Source organism: Algoriphagus terrigena DSM 22685, from assembly GCF_000429445.1.
In the GTDB taxonomy this organism is placed as follows: domain Bacteria; phylum Bacteroidota; class Bacteroidia; order Cytophagales; family Cyclobacteriaceae; genus Algoriphagus; species Algoriphagus terrigena.
Map to the genome: position 1 here is coordinate 322,157 of NZ_KE386904.1, position 18,421 is coordinate 340,577.

Here is an 18,421-nt window from a genome sequence, read left to right on the forward strand (position 1 = left end):
TCCGTAAGCAGCTACCTGGACAGAGTCAAACTTACAGGTCGATAAGTGATAGATTCACAAACGATTAAATCTAAAAAGTTATTCCCTAGGATGCAATACGAAAAGGCGGAGTTTTCACCCCTCTGTGATCTTCGAATTCCATTTTTTCCCAACTCAAAAAATACCCGCTTTCCTTTCATCAGTCGCACTCGAATGAATTTCAAATCCGCCCTGAGTAGGAAACTCGCTACTGTGCTTCGTCGCCGTTATTTTTTCAGAAAAACACGGCTTGAATTACCGCTCAGCTTCAGCTTTCCATCCACCACTTCTCCCCCTCCCAAGCTAAAAATTACCGTTTCAAACCCTTCGGGAAGACTGATTTCAATAGCCTCCTTGCCCACATTGTGAACCACAAAGATTTCCTGTTCACCGGAATTTCGGAAATACGCCATCACTGATTCTGGAAACTCTATTTCCGACAATTCCAGTGCTCCGATCGCCAGGGGCGGATAGGAGTTGCGAAGGGCGATCAGCGTTTTGTAGTGGTTAAAGTAGCTGTTAGGATCCTTACGTTGGATTTCTAGCGGGGTAACGGTCGAGTCCTTGCTGTATCTGGCTTTGATCCACGTGGTCCTGCCGGTGTCTTTTGCTTTTTTATCCCAAAGAAAGGGTTCCCGGATATGCTGATCTGGCTTCAGGCCAAGCATTCCTATTTCTTCCCCATAGTACAGATAGGGAGCTCCGGGCATCGTCAGCAATACAGCGATGGCTTGCTTGTATCTGGCAGGATCCTTACCCAATTCGTTGAGCAAGCGGGGTTGGTCGTGGTTCGAAGAGAATGTCGCGTCAATAAAACTCGGAGCGATACTCTGGTAAAAGTCGAGCGTCTCCTTTTGGATCTCTGGCAGCAGCAGGCCATCTCCGGAGTTCATGGCCGTCAGCAATGTGTAATGGAAATCAAAATTGAACAGCGCCGGCAGGCCCGGCAAATAAGGCGCGACGACGTCCTTCTTGTCATACACCTCCCCAACCAAATAAACGTCCGGCTTGATGGCGGTCATCCTTGCCCGGAATTCCTTCCAAAATTCATGGTTGTCCGCGTGACGATCATCCGGGAAGATATGCTTGGCCGCATCCAACCGAAACCCATCCACGCCTACTTCCTCCAGCCAAAATCTACCAATCTCATAGATCTCTTCCCTTACTTTGGGATTGTCAAAATTCAAATCAGGCATTCCTCCCCAGAAAAATCCATAATAGTAATCTTCGCCCCTGCCCGGATCATGCCATTGCCTACGATTGCTGGAATCGAGCGTGAGGACTTTCTTGTTCAGAACCTTCGCAACCGTATCCCGCTGCGCCCAGATGTAATAGTCGCGATAGGGATTGTCCCGGCCGGACTTCGCTTCCAAAAACCACGGATGCTCCACACTGGTATGGTTGATGATCAGATCGATCACCACTTTGATGTCCCGCTTGTGCGCTTCATCCAGCAGTTTTCGGAAATCATCCATCGTCCCGTAGTCCTTGTGCACTGACTTATAGTCCGTCACGTCGTACTTGTGGTAAGTCGGAGACGGCATGATCGGCATCAGCCAGATCGCATCCGCTCCCAGTTCCTTCACGTAGTCTAGCTTTTGCGTTACCCCGTTGAAGTCGCCGATGCCGTCACCGTTAGAATCATAGAAGGATCGGACAAAGATCTCATAGGTAATTCCCGCTTGGGGCCAGTAGTTCTTAACAGCTAGCCCTTCATTCTCCATTTTCTCACAGGAAGCAAGAGCGGCTACGGTCAATGCAGAGGCTGTCAAGATGGATTTTTTCATAAAAAAGAATACTGACGAAAGAAATCGACGAAGCTGTAGCCGGCTATGATCAGGCCGGAAAAAGAAAAAGTCACCTGATTCAAGTGACTTTTCCCTGTTAAATCCAAGTATGTTAGTTCCTGCCTACTGCATTCAGCATGTCAAAAGCAAGCTCGAGACGCTTCACGAAGTTCTCTTCGCCTTTTCTCAACCAGTTACGCGGATCGTAATATTTCTTGTTAGGGCTATCCACACCATCAGGATTCCCCAATTGGGTCTGAAGATAGCCTTCATTTTTCTTGTAGAAGTTCAAGATGCCTTCCCACATCGCCCACTGCATATCGGTATCGATGTTCATCTTGATCGACCCATAGCTGTTAGCTTCGCGGATCTCCTCTACCGATGAACCAGATCCTCCATGGAACACGAAGTTCAATGGCTTGCCAACGGTTCCGTATTTTTCATTGATAAAGTCTTGGGAATTTTTCAAGATGATCGGCTTCAAACTCACATTACCTGGCTTATAAACGCCGTGCACGTTGCCAAAAGCCGCAGCAATGGTAAACAAATCGCCGATCTCCTTCAAATGCTCATAAGCATAAGCTACTTCCTCAGGCTGCGTGTAGAGCTTTGATGAATCCACATCGGAATTGTCTACGCCATCCTCTTCTCCGCCGGTCACGCCGAGTTCGATCTCGATTGCCATGTCCAGCTTGGCAAATTCTTTGAAATATTTGCAGGAAATCTCTACGTTCTCGTGAAGAGGCTCTTCGGAAAGATCCAACATGTGAGAGCTGTATAGCGGTCTCTTATAGGCAGAATGGTATGCTTTTCCAGCCTCAAGCAAGCCGTCGATCCAAGGCAACAGCTTCAGCGCAGCGTGATCGGTATGCAAAATAACAGGAACGCCATAGGCTTCTGCCATCTGGTGTACATGATGTGCACCTGAGATACCGCCCGCAATACTTGCCTGCTGCATATCGTTTGCCAGTCCTTTTCCGGCAAAAAACTGTGCTCCACCGTTCGAAAACTGAATGATCACCGGAGAATTCACTTTCTTAGCAGTTTCCAACACGGCGTTTACCGAGTTGCTGTTGATCACGTTGACTGCAGGCATCGCAAACTCACTTTCCTTCGCGTAAGCGTAAAGGTCTCTGAGCTCTTCCCCGTACTTTACTCCAGGCTTAAATTTCATAGATTATTAGGTTTGATTTTTTTCTTCGGGAAAATATATAGTTGGCTTCCCGGTCAATTGGAAAGCACCAAAGATATAAATCCCTGCCTGATTTCCATTGTAGTCAAAGTCTAAAATGTTCCAGCTTCTTCGATTGGATTGTCTGATTGAGACCTTGTGCGATTATGCCACCTCGCTCAAAAACAACGCTCAGCAGTAGCCATCGCAACTATAAAAAATAATGTGGTGGCAATTGGATACCCCATAAAAAAAATTCAGTTCGCAACCCAACTGGGCTACGAACTGAAAGTCATCCGGAAAAACCGGTGGAAATGAACTTAGAAAAAGCCCGCCCTTTAAACATGTCCAAATCAAAAACTATCCAAAGGGACGATTTCTAAGCGTTTTTCTTCGTTCTTCCGCAGGACCTGCACGAGACAGATCCTGCTTGAAGAATAAGGCTTGAATGATTCGATTTATATCCCGTTGCCGGAACCGACTTTAGTAGTTTGGTGTCAAAAACGCCAAACAGTGTGGGCCGAGAATTCTATGTTTAAAATGTCAGTTAGCTTACGCCAACTTAACATTCACTGCGTTCATTCCTTTTTTGCCACGCTCAGTTTCGTAAGAAACTGTGTCGCCTTCACGGATTTTGTCAATTAGTCCACTTACGTGCACAAAAATTTCCTCCTTTGAGGCATTGTCAACGATGAAGCCAAATCCCTTAGCTTCGTTGAAGAATTTTACTGTTCCAGTATTCATTGGTAAAATTTATAAGTATTGATTGGCTATTTGCCGGGATAAAGCTAACTGGTTAAAAAGTAAAAATTTGATTTTCAGCGATTTTTTAATGGATAGTTTTGAAAAAAGTCAAAATAAGCGGTTCGAACGGCCCATTTTCACTGAATTGTTACCAGAAAGGCCGAACTCAGGGTTATCCTAGAGCCGATTTTCCGAGCTAAGCGAGAGTCAAAGACTTGATCCTCCACCTCCTCACTACTCTATTCTAAATTTTTTAGAAAAAAACTTGCAACCAATCGGTTTCATTTATACATTAGCAACCGATTGGTTTCACATTAGGTTAAAAACTTGAGCTAGTCGTTATATATAAAATCAAGAACAGATGAGAAGGGACATTTTTCAGGCATTGGCAGACCCAACCCGAAGGGCGATCATCCTGCTACTGGCAGTCCAGTCGATGACGCCCAATACGATTGCAGAAGAGTTTCACATCAGTAGGCAGGCTGTGTCCAAGCACATCAAGGTCATGAGCGAATGTGAGCTCCTGAGTCAAGAGCAAAAAGGACGCGAGATCTATTATCACTTACAGACTGATAAGATGAAGGAAATAGAAAAATGGCTAGAGCAATTCAAGGAATTGATAGCGACTCGTTTTGAACAATTAGATCAAGTATTATTTCAATTAAAACAGAAGAAAAAATGAAAAACGCAATCCTGTTTGATTTTTTGGTTGACAAAGAAAACCACAAAATCACCGTAAAAAGAAGCTTTGATGCACCGCTTGACTTGGTCTGGGCGGCGTGGACAGATCCCGATATCCTTGACCTTTGGTGGGCTCCCAAACCCTGGAGAACGGAGACCAAATCCCTTGATTTTAGAGAAGGCGGCCGATGGCATTATGCGATGGTCGGACCCGAGGGAGATCGGCAATGGTGCATCTTTGATTACAAACATATCGTGCCGCAGCGAAGCTACTCCGGTCAGGACGCCTTCTGCGACGAGAATGCGGTAGCCGATGACACCAAACCGATTGTTAAATGGCTTAACCAATTCGAGGAAACTGAGGATGAAAGTACGGTCGTTGACATTGAGCTGGCTTTTGCCAATCTCCAGGATCTGGAATCGCTCATCCAGATGGGCTTCAAAGAAGGCTTCACGATGGGAATGGAGAATCTGGATGAGTACATCAAGGCGCAGTTTTATCTCCGGAAACAAAAAAAGCCTGACAACAAACCCCGAGTGGCGACCTACCTGAACTTTCCAGGCAACACGGAAGAAGCTTTTAACTTTTACAAAGATGTATTTCAATCGGAATTTGTCGCAGGTATCCAGCGATTTGATCAGGTCCCGAGCGAGCCCGGTCAGCCCCAGCTCGATGATCATGTCAAAAGGATGATCCTTCATGTAGAGTTGCCGATATTGGGAGGCCACATCCTGATGGGAACAGATGCTCCGAAGGAAATGGGATTCACCGTTACCGTCGGCAACAACATGCACATCCAGCTGGAGCCGGAAACGAGAGAAGAAACCGAACGCATCTTCAATGGTCTTTCTGCCGGGGGGACAGTTTCCATGGCGCTGCAAGACATGTTTTGGGGCGCTTATTTTGGAAGCTTCACAGACAAGTTTGGAATCAACTGGATGGTAAACTGCCAGCCTAAATAACCACTGAAGCAACTCGGCTATATAAATACAGCACTGATTAGTAGTCCATTTTCTTGGGGAAACAACCCATGGTTTGTAATTTTCCAGAGCACAATAGACACCGTAGAAATGGAAGAAAATGAACGCATAGTTAGCTTATTTGAAAAGCTATATGATGGAGAGCCCTGGATCGACGTACCGGTCCGGGGCACCCTTCATCGTATTTCGGCAGTACAAGCAGCACATCGACCGCTCCCAAACTGCAACACGATCTGGGAAATCGTAAACCACCTCATTGAGTGGAAGATCAACGTACAGCAAAGGCTGAAGGGACAAATCACGGAGTCTCCGGCCAACAACTACATTTCAGCGATTGAAGACGTTTCGGAAGAAGCTTGGAATGAAACTCTCCGGCGTTTTGACTCTGTGCAAAATGAGTGGACCGAGTTTTTAAGAAACTTCGATACACAATCTTATGACACAGTTTATCCAGCTAACCAGTGGACATATTACGAACACATACTTGGTGTGCTACAGCACGACGCCTATCATCTCGGCCAGATTGTGATCCTTGCCAAGCAGCCCTGAGGGACCTATTCCATTTGCGTCGACACTGACCAGACGTTTCCGTTAAAATCCTTAAACATCCCCCTTAGGTCTGGGTCGCCTTTTTGGATTGGTTCCTGAAGTCCCTCGCAACCCAGCTCCAACGCTTTTTTGTAGGTCGCTTTTGCATCTAATACGTAGTAGTGCATCAGAAATTCATTGGCAGGGTATTCGGCTGTGGCCTCGCTGAGCATGATGACGGAATCGTCCAGCTTCAGTTCCATGTGCATGATTTTTCCATCAGGCCTGTCATATTTCCGCAATTCGACCGCATCAAACAGGTCTTTCATCAATTGAACAAATCGAGCGGCATCTTTTACGATAAAATAGGGCGATACGGCATTGTATCCGGCTGGTTTGAAGTAGATCATAGCTGGTTGCTTTTTTATTGTGAATTGATTGATATTCAAGCTTAAGTGCTTTTTCAAAAAGTATCAAGTCGATGGCGTTAAAGTTTACCAGCTTCCGCCGCCACCGCCCCCTCCCCCACCGCCGGAGAATCCGCCGCCTCCCGAACCGCCACCACTGCTGGAAGGCTGTTGGCTGGATTGGCTGATCGTATTTGAGAGACTGGAGTTGAGCATGTGGGCAAATGCTGCCCGCTGAATCATCCCACCACCATACCAGCTGGGGTTGTAGTCCTGACGCTCTGCACTCATCGCCAGCTTATTTTGAAATTTCTCTCCCCAGATTTCTTCCACATCCAACACCATCGCGTAAGGCAAGAGCGCTTCAAATTTCTCGGGAGTCATTTCCGGAGGATTGCTGAACTGAAGCATCTTCTCTTCCGCTGCTGACAGGTACATCTTAAACCCTTCGATCTCCGATCGCAGCTTGAGTTTTTGTTCGGCCGGTCTGCGAATCAGCCATTGGTAAAGGACAAATAGAACCGCATTTCCCGCCAAAAACCCAATGAGAAGCGGCGCCTTGTCCCGATATACAAAGTAGTCATCCAACAGCACCAGCATCGCAATATATCCGGCGATCAGTACGAAGGGCAAAATCCAAAACTTGAAATTAAAACCTTTGTAAAGCAACGTATTCCACTGCGAAGTCAAGCTGGAATGAAAATTCGTCACCGCCTTCGCTATTGTTGCGTCATATTTCCCGTTCAGCGTGATTTTTTCCTTTACCGCAAACAGAGACCGCAGCAGCTCCTTCTCTTCCTTTGGCAAGCTATCATTCGGATAATTTACCTGAATGAGTTCGAATTCCTTTTGTTTGAAAAGCCCGAAAAGTCCGTCACTCGTCTTCTCTTCAATTCGGAGGTAGCCTTTGGAAGCAAGACTGACCAAAGAAGCGGTCACGAAATCCTGCCAATAATATCCCTTCGCCACCATCCCCACAGAGGCCGGCGAGAGATTGGAAGGCGGATCAAAAAGCGGAATTACTGTCGGCTTGGGCGGATCAATTCCAAATCTGAGCCAAGTGAAAAAATAATAGCCCAACAGAAACAACCCGAACCCAGCCATCAACAGCTGGTAACCGTTTCGCTGCAAAAAGCCGGGAGGCGGAGGTACAGCGACTATTCCTTTGCTAAAGCCGATGGCGACACTAAGATTCTCATAGGGATTCAGCGGTCCCGCTTCAAATGTGACCAACTTTCCATTAGCCGAACTCTGGCAATTACCCTCCGTACTTCCGTATTGGCCGGTGTAGCAGGCATTTTGCACCATATTAGCTCCTTCGGGAAGGAAAATTTCTGCTTTGATCTTATCGACAGCAAAAGGCCATTGGGTTCCGTTGACATTCCAATACAATTCATCATACCCGTCGAAAAACCGGATCTGCCCCGGTATCGAGTAGGTGATTTCGTACTCATAGTCGCCTGGATCGAGGAATACCGAAGACTCGCCGACATAGATTGAAAGGTGGCCGTTTTCCCGCTCCGTGTGATAAAGAGACTCTGTTCCGTCGCGTTTCACTGACAGGATAATAAATTCATTCTTGATCTCATCTCCGAGGTCGTCTACTCTTGTCAAGGGCAGTGATCGGATGATGCCTCTTTTGCCACTCAGTTCAGTTGAATAAATGATCGTTTCTGAAACCGTGATGAGCCCTGAAGGATCAATCAGAATAGTGGATTCAAACTCCCGCAACTTTTCATCCTGCCCAAAAGCTAACGCTGAAAGAAAAATTCCCAGAATAAAAAAGGTGACCTGTTTCATTCAGAATTTCACTTGGGGAAGTACTCGCTCGGCATCGCTATCCAGCTCGAAAAACTTGGACTTAACAAACCCAAACAGGTTTGCCAGGATATTGCTGGGGAAGGAATCGATAAGGATGCTCTTCTCCCGCACCGTCCCGTTGTAGTACCTTCTGGATTTCTCGATGTCCTGCTCGATCACCGACAATTCCTCCTGGAGTTTCAGAAAATTTTGGTTGGCCTTCAGCTCTGGATATTGTTCCGATAGGGCAAAAAGGTTGACCAGCGCTTTGTTGAGTTGGTTTTCGGCAGCTTGTTGAGACTCCAAAGTCGTCGCTGACTGCGCCATATTTCGGGCGTTCACCACTTTTTCGAAGGTCTCCTGCTCGTGCTTGGCGTAGCCTTTGACAGTTTCTACCAGATTGGGAATGAGGCTGTATCGCTTTTTGAGCTGCACATCGATCCCGCTCCAGGCTTCGTCTACGAGGGTTCGGAATTTGACTAGCTTGTTATAGATCCCGATGGTGTAAAAAATCACCAGGAGCACGATCACTCCGATAATTAATAAGGTCATTTGCTTTGCGTTGAGGTTGGAAAAAAACGTGATTTGAATTTAAGGATTTATGCGATCCCTCATAGCTTAAATCCTCTGTTTCAGATTTGACCTGATGACATGATGATCCGACCGGCTTCGGACTATCAAATGTCATCTGTTGAAAAACTACCTCAACAGCTCCAAATACAGTTCGTTGATCACTTTTTCCGCATTCGAGTGGATCGGGCTTCCCGTCACGGTGGCGAGATTGATTGCCAGGAAAATGTAGGTTTTCCGCTCGGGGAAGTAATACAACTGGCTTCCCGCTCCCAATCCTCCCCCACTGTGCCCAATCGCTTCTTTGCCTCCGATAGTGGTCAGATCCAGGCCCAGTCCATACTGAGGAAGTCCTTTGGCATCGTTCACCCAAGTTTTCATCTCGGAGAGAGACTGTTCAGAGATTAACTTCCCACTCAACAGGCCTTCCAAAAACCGTATCCCATCGCCCGGAGTAGTCACGATTCCATCGTCTCCGACCATCTTTTTCACATTTTGAACTTGCAAATAGCTCGAGTTCTCGATGATACCGTTGCTGTACCGATCCCAATAGCCATCTACCAATCTGGGATTATCCAGGTAATCATCGGATTGTCGGTAGCGCGTATTTTCTAGTCCCAGCTTTCCAAAAATATTCTCGCGGATAAATGCCGCATGATCTCCAGTCAAATGATCCATCATCAAAGCCAGCAAGACAAATCCAGAATTCCGATACGAATACTTGGCGCCAGGTTCAGAATCCAACTTTTTGCCCTTGATCAATTCCATGTAATCCATCGGCGTAAACGAATGGTCTGGGTCTTGGAGCAGCACCGTGATGTATTCCGGCAGGTAGTTATATTCGGGAATTCCAGAAGTATGATTCAGCAGCATGCGAACCGTTATTTCATTGGATCGGGTAATCCAAGTGCTCAATTCATCTGGCAGATACGTAGAAACAGGCTGGTCCAAATCAATCTTGCCTCGATCCTTTAACATCAGAACACTGGTAGCCAGATAGGTTTTTGAGATGCTCTGAAGGTATTGCAGATTACAGGTGTTCATCGGCGTTTTGCTCTCCAGCCTGGAGAATCCGGCGGCGGAATACCATTCTACTTCCGGTGTTTTGACCCCTGCCACCACGCCTGGAATCCCAAGCCGCACGAGTTCCTCCAGCTTATCCTGCACATTCTGAAACCTCCCGTTTTCATACTCTGAATTTTCAGGGTTGCATGCCGTTTCCTGTGGCTTTGCGAGATGGATGACTGAGAAAAACAACAAGCCCAAGATCACGCAAATCCGCTTTTTTTGAATGCCTTTCATATCAGTTTCCGTTGAAGTGGGTTCGTGTTCCAAACTGAAAAATCGTCTCCGGGACAACCGGAATATCCTGATTGAATCCCTTCAGAAATACAGCCTGATAGTTGACAAAAGGACTGGTATATACTCCCTCAGAATAGTTGTGAACGCCCAAACCCACACCAATCGGGATAGCCAGCATTCCTTTCCCTTTCTTTCCCACCGGGATCCAATCGCCATCTTTTTGGACAAAAGACTCGCTGGGCCTAAAGGCCAGCTTGTAGCCGACGCCCGCTTTGATTTCCCCGAAAAGCGGATCACTCAAATAGGGTCGCCAGGCAGTTTGCGTCATCAGATAGATGCCGTTGCCCATGTTTTTGTTTCGGATCCAAAAGACCGAAAACTCCTGAATCCAGTCGTGGCTGTCACCGCCATGACTGATTTCGGTACCCAGTCCGATTCCCATATTTTTGAAATTCGCTCCCAGGTTTTTGAAAGGAAGGGAAAAGGACTGAAACTGAAGGGTGACCGTCAAAGGGAAATTACGGTAATCCTTTGGAGTCGAATCCTGCGCTTTTATCGCTGAACAGATTGTGATGAAAAGCGAAAACAAGAGAAAAATCTGTCTGTACATAGCCGTCGATTTACGGAACAATTCTACCTATAAACCGCCGTCTGAATCAAAAAATGAGGCAAGGATTCGCCGAAGTGCACTCAAATTTGCCTTGAAATGTCAGCGGCTTGGCATAAACCACGCGCGAAACGAAGGTGCTTTGGCGCGGCTGATGCCCAACTTCAGCTCCACGTTGATCTTGGAATCTACTTGAGCTTCCAGTTTTCCATGATCTGACTTTTTGAATCCAAGCAAAATCTGCCGATGTACAATCGTCTGTCTGTTGAGCCTGAAAAAATCAGCTTCGGGCAACTCCTTTTCCCAATAATCCAGACTTTCATCGAGGAAGTATTTTTTGCCCGCGAGAGAAATCAGCAAAACATATTCGTCTTCAATCCTCAAAGCGGCCGCATCCGCACCGGGAATAAGCAGATTCTGATTCCCCATTTTCACTGCAAATCCACTGAAAACAGGCTGAATCTTGGGTTGCTGGGATTGAATCTCCTGGAGCGTGTGGTAATAGTAAAGGCCGATGTAGATGCCGTTGATCACCAAAAACCAAACTCCGATGATAAAGACGTCCATCGTGTAAAACTCCAACACGGCCGGTCTTCCTTTGGCTATCCAACTCACCAGCTCGGTGGTCAGGATGATAAAGCTCAGCCCGGAAAAAGTTGTGAGCAAAAGCTGGAGCAGGATTCTCTTTGCGGGTTTTGGCCCAAAAGGCAAGGATTGATCCAGTCGCAAAATGATCCATCGCACGATCAGCCAAGCCAAATATCCCTGCGTGGTATCAATCGCAAAAGTCAGGACCAGAAACCCGTTCCATTGGATATTGGAATAGGTCAGGTAATAATTGAAAGCGCTGATCAGCGGAATCAACACCAAAAAAATCAGAAGATCCGGCCGGTATTTTTTTGATAAAGAAAGGCCTGAATTTCTGATCATGGGCGCTTAGCCTTTTTGGATCTCTTCTCCAAAAATCTCCTTTACTACCCAGCCTTTGCCCCACTCTTCCGTCTCTTGGTCGGACCAGAGTTCTGGGAAAAAGATGACTTTCTGAAAGCGCGGAGGAAGATACTTTTGCCAATTGGTACCGCCGGTAGCTGCGATGTCCACCGGGTCGCGTTGCAGGTAGCGCACGGCGGATTTGTAGTGCGCCAGTGGCCAAAACACATTGGCTTTCAGGTCAAACTGCCGCATCAGCTCTTTCATTTCCGGCGAAGGGTTCTCTAGCTCCATGTACTTTTGCCAGAGGTTTTTGCGGCGGTAGGACTCGATGAGGTCGACGAGCTTTTTTCCGTACTTTTCTTCGAAATTCTTCAGGGTCAGCGTCTTCTCCCCAGTCGCCAGCTCGATAGCGCCCTGTTGCCAATAGAGATTTTCAAACAAATCGTCCGACGGGCTGTGATAATCGTATTCTGGTCTTTTGGAGAGCGTGATCAGGTGAAAAGCATCCGTCGCCATCAGCTCAATCTCCCGAAACTGAGCGCTTTGGAAACCGGAGGAAGGCAAAAGCGACATGCGGAACTTCAGAAATTGCTCGCGCTCCATCCCTTTCCACATCAGGGCAAAAGAGCTGATCAAGTGGTCAAAATACATTGCAATCCGCTCCAGTCTGGCTTTGAAAAACGTCTCCGTCAGTGGGTTTTGCTCCGCGATCTGCTCCATCTCCGAGATGATCAGCTTAAAGTACAGCTCGGTGATCTGATGATAGATGATGAAGATCTTCTCGTCTTTAAAGCTCGTCTTGGGCTGCTGCAGGGACAGCAAAACGTCCAGATTGATATAGTCCCAGTACGTCAGGTAGTCTGCGTAGAGCAAGCCTTCAAGGTACGAAAGCAGGTCCTGTCCCGACGACTTAAACTTCTCCTCCAGTTGATGAATTCTATCGAGGATCTTGGGATCAAACTGGGACTCTTGCATGGGGAATTTTTAGTCAAAAAGGTAGTTTATTCAGGGCCTTTCTCCTTAATTTCGGGACGACCGCGGCTCTGCGTCGCCGCAAAAATGAGTGATTCCCAAAAATAAACCAAATATAACATGGAGGCTATCGAAATCCGGAAATCCCTGAAGCAGGATAATTTTGAAGGCGTTGATTTTCTGGATCTGGACGAGTTGCTCACCGATGAGCAGAAGTTGATCCGATCGTCTATGCGGGACTTTGTCAAAAAAGAAATCTCTCCCTACATCGAAGACTGGGCTCAAAAAGCTCATTTCCCCTACGAAATCGTCCGAAAATTTGGCGAGGTCGGCGCATTCGGCCCACAGCTTCCCGAGCAATACGGCGGCGGAGGCCTGGATTACATCTCCTACGGGCTGATCATGCAGGAGATCGAGCGCGGAGACTCAGGCATGCGCTCCACGGCCTCCGTCCAAGGCTCGCTCGTGATGTATCCGATATACAAGTTTGGCACCGAGGAGCAGCGAATGAAATACCTGCCCAAACTGGGCTTGGGTGAATACCTCGGCTGCTTCGGTCTGACCGAACCGGATCACGGCTCCAATCCCAGCGGGATGGTCACCAACTTCAAAGACATGGGCGACCACTACCTGCTCAATGGCGCGAAGATGTGGATCTCCAATTCCCCCAAGGCTGATCTAGCCGTCGTCTGGGCCAAGAATGAAGAAGGCAGAATCCACGGCTTGATCGTCGAGCGCGGCATGGAAGGTTTCAGCACTCCGGAGACCCACGGCAAATGGTCGCTTCGCGCTTCATGCACGGGCGAACTGGTTTTTGACAACGTAAAAGTTCCAAAGGAAAACCTCCTTCCTGGCAAGTCCGGCTTGGGCGCGCCGATGATGTGCTTGGATTCGGCACGGTTTGGCATCGCTTGGGGCGCGATCGGAGCGGCGATGGATTGCTATGACTCGGCAAGACGCTACGCCGCGGAGCGCATCCAGTTTGGGAAGCCGATCGGAGGTTTTCAGCTGACGCAAAAGAAACTGGCAGAGATGCTGACCGAGATTACCAAAGCACAGCTATTGGCTTGGAAAGTCGGCAAGATGATGAATGCCGGCACCGCCAAAACCGTGCATATCTCCATGGCCAAGCGCAACAACGTGGAGATGGCGCTGAATATCGCCCGCGAAGCCCGGCAGATCCATGGCGGCATGGGCATCACCGGCGAATACCCGATCATGCGTCACATGATGAATCTGGAATCAGTAATTACTTATGAAGGAACGCATGATATTCACTTGCTGATCTTGGGTCAGGATATTACCGGATTGCAGGCTTTTAAGTGATTGAATCTGAAAAATTGGAACTGAAAAGTGGGAAGGTGAAAAGGTAGTAAAATTGAAAAGCTCCGACATGTTCCCTCCCTCTTGAGCGTCGCCGCTCGCGAAAATTCAAATCCACATTCTGCAAACAAAATCCAGTGAGTGGGGACATTTACTTAGGCGCAAAGAAAAGGCCCTGAATTTCATTTTTCAGGGCCTTTTTCTATTTCACCTTCCCCGGATTCTCCAGAATCTCTTTAAGCGAATCTGGGGTGTTTTTCTGGCTGCCGGTGAGAAGGTAGACGATCATCCCCGCATCGGAAGGGTCAAACTCCTCCCCTTTTTGCGCAGCTACCAATCTGCTGTACAGCCATGTCCAAGAGTCTTTTTCGAAGAGCTTCGGGTCGAGGTTAGTCGCGTTTTTCAACCAGTCATACTTGCTTAGGTCGGACTTTAAGCCTTCGGACTCTTCGCTGCCATTTTGGTCAGCGATATGATCCAGTTGCAGCCCCATTGGCTCAAATTCCGCTTTAATCTCTTCCCAAGTCCAGCCTTCGTGCTTTTCCCATTCGTAGGGTTTGTCGGCATGCTCATCATTCCAGACGGAATGGGAAATCAGTCTGACATACTTCAGTTTGGTCGAGTCGGCTTCGTTGATCGCATCGCCAACCAAATCCATCGGGCCGGCAGCGATAATTGTCAGCGGATCCTTAGCGGAGCTTTTATTGATCTGAAGGGTAATCTCGATCACGGCATAGTTCGGAGCCGCCGCCGCCTCGATGAACTTGGTCTTTTTGAAGCCAAACTTATTGGAACCGATAAAGGCACTTTCGCGCATCTGTTCTGCCGCTTTTGGCTTCTCCTTATTTGAACCCCAGGTGTGGTCGCTGAAGGCATAGATTACCAGCTCATCCTGCAGCTCTCTCGCTGCCAGCAGCGCCAGACTCATCGGTGTTGCCGCCCAGTCGTCCTCATCGTGCTCGTTACCATCCGAACTGATAATAATTCTGCCTTTGGAATATGGGATCGTCTGGGCGAAAGAATTTGAAAAAACGCAGGCAAAAAATAATAGTGTAAGGGAGAGAAACTTCATTTTATGTGGTTTAGTTTACTACGACAAGTTTTCCGAAATAAGTTTTTTGGTTTTCACCAATGATCCAAATCAAGTACGTGCCTTTTGACATTCTGTTCAGGGAAATTTCGACTTTGGAGTCGGTCAAGACAGTAATCTGAACAACTGAGCTAACATTTTTCCCTTCGGAAGAATAAACCAGGATATTCGGTTTCGCACGCAAGACGCCATCCGGCAGCTCGATCGTCACCCTGTCTGAAGCTGGATTGGGATAGAGTTTCAGTTCTACGGACGGGTTCACCGGCCTTCCGATAATCCCTGAAATGGTCAATGTGACTGCTTCAAACATCGTTTTGCAGCCTGCCTCATTGGTCAACTCCACGGTGTATTCTCCCATCTGATCTGCAGTGAAAACCCGGTTGGTCGCGCCGTTGATCTTCTCCCCGTTCCTGAACCATTGGTAGCTGAAATTCCCCTCGGGAGCCCGTAGGATATTTCCGTCCACGGCAATCTCACCGGCGGGTATTGGACTCACTTTTACTTCGACGGCTTCCGTTTCAGAAAGGCATCCGCCTGCATAGCGAATGACCGCATGATAATTGCCAGCTTCGGAGACTTCCAGCGTCTTTCCGGTTTGACTTTGGATTTCAACTCCATTTCTCCTCCAGCGGACGACCTCAAAAGCCTTGGAAGAGCTGAGTTCCAGAATGGTTTTTTCACCTGCACAAAGTTCACTTTTACCAGAGATCAGCACTTTTTCCGGTTCAGATCGGATCACCGACACGACTGCAACCGCCTCAGTTACATTGCCTGAATTGTCCTCCGCCCGGATAGCCACGGAGAATTCTTTTCCAACATCTTCACAGGTAAAGCGGTTTTTATTGATCGTCAGCGACTTGATCCCACAATTGTCTCCAAACTCAGCAAGCAACGACTGCGGAGTGATCTCAACGACACCTTTGGACACATCGAGGTCGAGGGTGATGTTTTTAGGCACTAAGACAGGCTTCGTCTGATCCTTCACGATCACTTTTATTGTCCTCTCCCATGTTTCTCCACCGGGCTTTTTGATTAAGATCGTCACTTGATTATCACCGATGTTTTCGCATGAGAAAAGCGTCTTACCCAGTGTAATTACCAAACTTGGATCCGACAATGGCCAAGTAGAAAATACATCCTGCGGTCTCAATTCTGCCTTTCCATCAGGCCCCAAAACGAGTTGATGCGATTCCTTGACTCCGCCAAAAGGCAAAGAAGAAAAATTGATCTCGGTCTTCATGGATTCCACAGTACAGTCCGAGCCTTTTGGAAAAAGTTTTGCCCAGTAAGTACCCGGTTCGTCGGTGAGGATTGCATTGCCTTTTTCGATAGCGAGCCGTTGTCCATTGCGGTACCAGCCCTCCAACGTAAACTCAAACTCACTTCCCAAACGAATCTCTGCCTGCTGTCCAACGGTAAACTGCTTCCCTGATTCCGGTGAGATCGAGATTTTCTTGGATTCAAAGGAGGAAAGATTCAGGGTAATCACTTCCCGTGTCTGGTTGCCAGAGTTGTCCACGGCTTCCAACACCACCTCTATCGGCAACTGATATTCCGAGCAACCGATACGATTTCTGCTGATTGTCAGCGACTTTACCCCACAATTATCCGTGACTGACGATACAAAATCCTCCGCCGTGAACTCCAAAAATCCCTTGACCAAATCGAATTGGAGACCATGGGGCTTCAGCGTCAGTTTGGGAGGAATATTATCCTTTACTTTGACGATTACCGTTTTTGTCCAAATGTTCCCCTTAGAATCGGTGATCTTCACTTCATTTTGTGTGCCTGCCAAGTCTGCACAGGTGTACTCAGGACTTCTGGAAAATGTCACTTTCCAGTCACCCTTCACCTCATTTTTGAGATAGTCTGCAAGAGTCGTGGATACCTTGCCGTCCTGTCCCAGTTCGACAGTGATTAACTCTTCGAAAACAGGTAGGGAAACTTCGGATTCAAATTGGATCTGGAACACAGCAAACTGAGAATCAGTATGCACCGGCCTATGGGGCATGTTTCCTTTTGGAGGCAAAGACTTGGTCAAATTCATCGGAAAAACCACCTTGCCACCGGAGTAAACACCCTTTAAATCGAGAGATGCATCAAAGGGGTTTTGGATATCCAGAATGCGATAGGAGCTTCCTGCGGGAATATTGAAATCAGAAAATGCAACCTCCACGGCAGTCTGTTTCTGTGGATTGACGATCGTCACATAGAACTTTCTAGGATCGTACTCATTTCTCCGGACAAAAATCTGCGGTGTATTCGGGGCAATTTCCGAATAGCTACTACCGGCGTCAAAGCCAGATTTACTCTTCCAATCCGAAAAATTAGCTCCAGTAAAGGGTGTCGCATTTTTCTCAATATTAAAATACTGGTTTTCATTCCAGACAACTTCGATCGCTGCACTTGGCACCGATAGAAACTGGAAAAACTTTCCGTGAACGTTGTAAAATTTATTTCCCGTCAATCTCAGTTTCTCAACTGGCTGGATCTCAAGTTGATTCCCCCCACCGTACAGCAGATTATTGGTAAACGAGATATTTTTGTTGGGCTGATAGGTTCTACCCAGTGACACATTACTTACTTGGGTTTTGGACAATCTCCCTCCTTGTAGATCTGCGTAAAAGACATTTTTGTCCACCTTCAAGTCAAAACTCTCGTTGCTTTGGGATCCGATGGTAAGGTTGTGCGGAGGGCGAAACACCGAGGGATTGAAGTTTGCAATTGCACCGGTATTGAAAGCGATATTTTCCAGGGAATTGATACCACCGTTGATCGGATTACTGGTGTATATATTGATCCCTTGAGAGGCATTTTGAAACACGATATTGTTTCGGATTACCTTAGGTCTCGAGGGATCGTCATGCTGGATATACATACCATGTCCGGTACCCCGAAGACTGGCTTGAGACCCGTTGTTAAAGATCACACAGCCATACACTTCCAGATCAAGTGCAGGCTTCCAGAGTTGTAGGCCTCCTCCTGGAATGTCATAAATCCAGCAGTTGATCAGCTTGACACCCACACCGAAAACCGTAATCCCAGCCTCGTAGGGTACGGATTCGCCCAAGTCTTCTCTCTTGACAGTAGATGAGGAAGTCAGGTGCAGCCCAATCAGCCAAACATAGGAACCGTTGACCGTGATCCCGGTTTCAGCAACCCGGTTTTTACCGGTGTCAAAGATTGCTTTACCCTCGTTTTTCGGCAAGATGAAGATTGGACTTTGGGAGGTACCACTTTTATCAAGGACGAAGTTGCCTTCGTAAATTCCATCCAGCAGAATCAACGAATCTCCCGGCGCAAGGGGAGAATTTTGCTGAAATGCAAAAGCCAAATTCCAGGGAGCTGCCTCACTCGTGCCAGCGTTACTGACATTTCCAGTCGGGGAAGCATACCTTTTGGCGGCAAACGTCTCCAGCCCAAATAACAATACCAGAATAAAGGGGAAAAGAATACGTCCAAACCTGCTGTTGCGCTTTTTCATCGTTGTACTGAGTGATTTCCCTA

At 47.4% G+C, this 18,421-nt stretch carries 16 protein-coding genes; 4 read left to right on the forward strand and 12 right to left on the reverse strand.

Features of this window, described 5'->3' with window-relative positions:
* Nucleotides 1-245: 245 nt before the first annotated feature.
* The 3 genes from G459_RS0125260 to G459_RS0125275 form a co-directional block, all read right to left on the reverse strand.
* The gene (locus G459_RS0125260) at nucleotides 246-1,805 is read right to left on the reverse strand and encodes an alpha-amylase family glycosyl hydrolase (protein WP_026970068.1); all 1,560 of its coding nucleotides are present in this window, start codon (nucleotides 1,803-1,805) and stop codon (nucleotides 246-248) included.
* A 112-nt stretch (nucleotides 1,806-1,917) separates the two neighbouring features.
* On the reverse strand, nucleotides 1,918-2,979 hold the full coding sequence (fbaA, locus tag G459_RS0125270) for a class II fructose-bisphosphate aldolase (RefSeq protein WP_026970069.1): 1,062 nt from the start codon (nucleotides 2,977-2,979) through the stop codon (nucleotides 1,918-1,920).
* A gap of 549 nt (nucleotides 2,980-3,528) precedes the next feature.
* Nucleotides 3,529-3,720, reverse strand: coding sequence for a cold-shock protein (locus tag G459_RS0125275; protein ID WP_026970070.1), 192 nt, complete (start codon nucleotides 3,718-3,720; stop codon nucleotides 3,529-3,531).
* Nucleotides 3,721-4,081: 361 nt separating this feature from the next.
* Here G459_RS0125275 and G459_RS0125280 point away from each other — a divergent pair, with 361 nt between their 5' ends.
* The 3 genes from G459_RS0125280 (at nucleotide 4,082) to G459_RS0125290 (ending at nucleotide 5,931) form a co-directional block, all read left to right on the forward strand.
* Nucleotides 4,082-4,402: an ArsR/SmtB family transcription factor gene (locus G459_RS0125280; RefSeq protein WP_026970071.1), complete on the forward strand. Its 321-nt coding sequence runs from the start codon at nucleotides 4,082-4,084 to the stop codon at nucleotides 4,400-4,402.
* A complete protein-coding gene (locus tag G459_RS0125285; RefSeq protein WP_026970072.1) occupies nucleotides 4,399-5,364 on the forward strand; it encodes an SRPBCC domain-containing protein in 966 nt (321 codons plus the stop codon). The genes G459_RS0125280 and G459_RS0125285 overlap by 4 nt, the downstream gene beginning before the upstream one ends.
* A gap of 108 nt (nucleotides 5,365-5,472) precedes the next feature.
* Nucleotides 5,473-5,931, forward strand: coding sequence for a DinB family protein (locus tag G459_RS0125290; protein ID WP_026970073.1), 459 nt, complete (start codon nucleotides 5,473-5,475; stop codon nucleotides 5,929-5,931).
* A gap of 5 nt (nucleotides 5,932-5,936) precedes the next feature.
* Here G459_RS0125290 and G459_RS0125295 read toward each other — a convergent pair whose 3' ends face one another.
* From G459_RS0125295 to G459_RS0125325, 7 genes are all read right to left on the reverse strand, one after another.
* A complete protein-coding gene (locus G459_RS0125295; protein ID WP_026970074.1) occupies nucleotides 5,937-6,320 on the reverse strand; it encodes a VOC family protein in 384 nt (127 codons plus the stop codon).
* A gap of 84 nt (nucleotides 6,321-6,404) precedes the next feature.
* Nucleotides 6,405-8,117 carry a DUF2207 domain-containing protein gene (locus G459_RS30325; RefSeq protein WP_026970075.1) on the reverse strand — a complete coding sequence of 571 codons (1,713 nt, stop codon included), beginning with the start codon at nucleotides 8,115-8,117 and terminating at the stop codon, nucleotides 6,405-6,407.
* Nucleotides 8,118-8,669, reverse strand: a complete 552-nt coding sequence (locus G459_RS0125305) for a LemA family protein (RefSeq protein ID WP_026970076.1) — start codon at nucleotides 8,667-8,669, stop codon at nucleotides 8,118-8,120.
* A 147-nt stretch (nucleotides 8,670-8,816) separates the two neighbouring features.
* Entirely contained in the window at nucleotides 8,817-9,989 is a 1,173-nt protein-coding gene (locus tag G459_RS0125310) for a serine hydrolase domain-containing protein (protein WP_051315431.1), read from the reverse strand.
* A 1-nt stretch (nucleotide 9,990) separates the two neighbouring features.
* The gene (locus G459_RS0125315) at nucleotides 9,991-10,599 is read right to left on the reverse strand and encodes a hypothetical protein (protein WP_026970078.1); all 609 of its coding nucleotides are present in this window, start codon (nucleotides 10,597-10,599) and stop codon (nucleotides 9,991-9,993) included.
* A 99-nt stretch (nucleotides 10,600-10,698) separates the two neighbouring features.
* On the reverse strand, nucleotides 10,699-11,526 hold the full coding sequence (locus G459_RS0125320) for a LytTR family DNA-binding domain-containing protein (protein ID WP_026970079.1): 828 nt from the start codon (nucleotides 11,524-11,526) through the stop codon (nucleotides 10,699-10,701).
* A 6-nt stretch (nucleotides 11,527-11,532) separates the two neighbouring features.
* Nucleotides 11,533-12,504 (reverse strand): tryptophan 2,3-dioxygenase family protein, encoded by a 972-nt coding sequence (locus G459_RS0125325; protein WP_026970080.1) that lies wholly within the window; start codon nucleotides 12,502-12,504, stop codon nucleotides 11,533-11,535.
* A gap of 117 nt (nucleotides 12,505-12,621) precedes the next feature.
* Here G459_RS0125325 and G459_RS0125330 point away from each other — a divergent pair, with 117 nt between their 5' ends.
* The gene (locus G459_RS0125330) at nucleotides 12,622-13,827 is read left to right on the forward strand and encodes an acyl-CoA dehydrogenase family protein (RefSeq protein ID WP_035457011.1); all 1,206 of its coding nucleotides are present in this window, start codon (nucleotides 12,622-12,624) and stop codon (nucleotides 13,825-13,827) included.
* A 199-nt stretch (nucleotides 13,828-14,026) separates the two neighbouring features.
* On the opposite strand, the gene G459_RS0125335 is transcribed toward G459_RS0125330, so the two are convergent.
* Both G459_RS0125335 and G459_RS0125340 read right to left on the reverse strand, forming a co-directional pair.
* Nucleotides 14,027-14,896, reverse strand: a complete 870-nt coding sequence (locus G459_RS0125335; protein WP_026970082.1) for a hypothetical protein — start codon at nucleotides 14,894-14,896, stop codon at nucleotides 14,027-14,029.
* Nucleotides 14,897-14,906: 10 nt separating this feature from the next.
* Complete coding sequence (locus G459_RS0125340) at nucleotides 14,907-18,398, reverse strand: T9SS type A sorting domain-containing protein (RefSeq protein WP_084454705.1); 3,492 nt, start codon at nucleotides 18,396-18,398, stop codon at nucleotides 14,907-14,909.
* Between the last annotated feature and the right edge of the window lie 23 nt (nucleotides 18,399-18,421).

Excerpts from the sequence above, each read along its gene's own strand:
- G459_RS0125260 (WP_026970068.1), bottom strand. The coding sequence starts at position 1,805 with ATGAAAAAATCCATCTTGACAGCCTCTGCATTGACCGTAGCCGCTCTT.
- fbaA (WP_026970069.1), bottom strand. The coding sequence starts at position 2,979 with ATGAAATTTAAGCCTGGAGTAAAGTACGGGGAAGAGCTCAGAGACCTT.
- G459_RS0125275 (WP_026970070.1), bottom strand. The coding sequence starts at position 3,720 with ATGAATACTGGAACAGTAAAATTCTTCAACGAAGCTAAGGGATTTGGC.
- G459_RS0125280 (WP_026970071.1), top strand. The coding sequence starts at position 4,082 with ATGAGAAGGGACATTTTTCAGGCATTGGCAGACCCAACCCGAAGGGCG.
- G459_RS0125285 (WP_026970072.1), top strand. The coding sequence starts at position 4,399 with ATGAAAAACGCAATCCTGTTTGATTTTTTGGTTGACAAAGAAAACCAC.
- G459_RS0125290 (WP_026970073.1), top strand. The coding sequence starts at position 5,473 with ATGGAAGAAAATGAACGCATAGTTAGCTTATTTGAAAAGCTATATGAT.
- G459_RS0125295 (WP_026970074.1), bottom strand. The coding sequence starts at position 6,320 with ATGATCTACTTCAAACCAGCCGGATACAATGCCGTATCGCCCTATTTT.
- G459_RS30325 (WP_026970075.1), bottom strand. The coding sequence starts at position 8,117 with ATGAAACAGGTCACCTTTTTTATTCTGGGAATTTTTCTTTCAGCGTTA.
- G459_RS0125305 (WP_026970076.1), bottom strand. The coding sequence starts at position 8,669 with ATGACCTTATTAATTATCGGAGTGATCGTGCTCCTGGTGATTTTTTAC.
- G459_RS0125310 (WP_051315431.1), bottom strand. The coding sequence starts at position 9,989 with ATGAAAGGCATTCAAAAAAAGCGGATTTGCGTGATCTTGGGCTTGTTG.
- G459_RS0125315 (WP_026970078.1), bottom strand. The coding sequence starts at position 10,599 with ATGTACAGACAGATTTTTCTCTTGTTTTCGCTTTTCATCACAATCTGT.
- G459_RS0125320 (WP_026970079.1), bottom strand. The coding sequence starts at position 11,526 with ATGATCAGAAATTCAGGCCTTTCTTTATCAAAAAAATACCGGCCGGAT.
- G459_RS0125325 (WP_026970080.1), bottom strand. The coding sequence starts at position 12,504 with ATGCAAGAGTCCCAGTTTGATCCCAAGATCCTCGATAGAATTCATCAA.
- G459_RS0125330 (WP_035457011.1), top strand. The coding sequence starts at position 12,622 with ATGGAGGCTATCGAAATCCGGAAATCCCTGAAGCAGGATAATTTTGAA.
- G459_RS0125335 (WP_026970082.1), bottom strand. The coding sequence starts at position 14,896 with ATGAAGTTTCTCTCCCTTACACTATTATTTTTTGCCTGCGTTTTTTCA.
- G459_RS0125340 (WP_084454705.1), bottom strand. The coding sequence starts at position 18,398 with ATGAAAAAGCGCAACAGCAGGTTTGGACGTATTCTTTTCCCCTTTATT.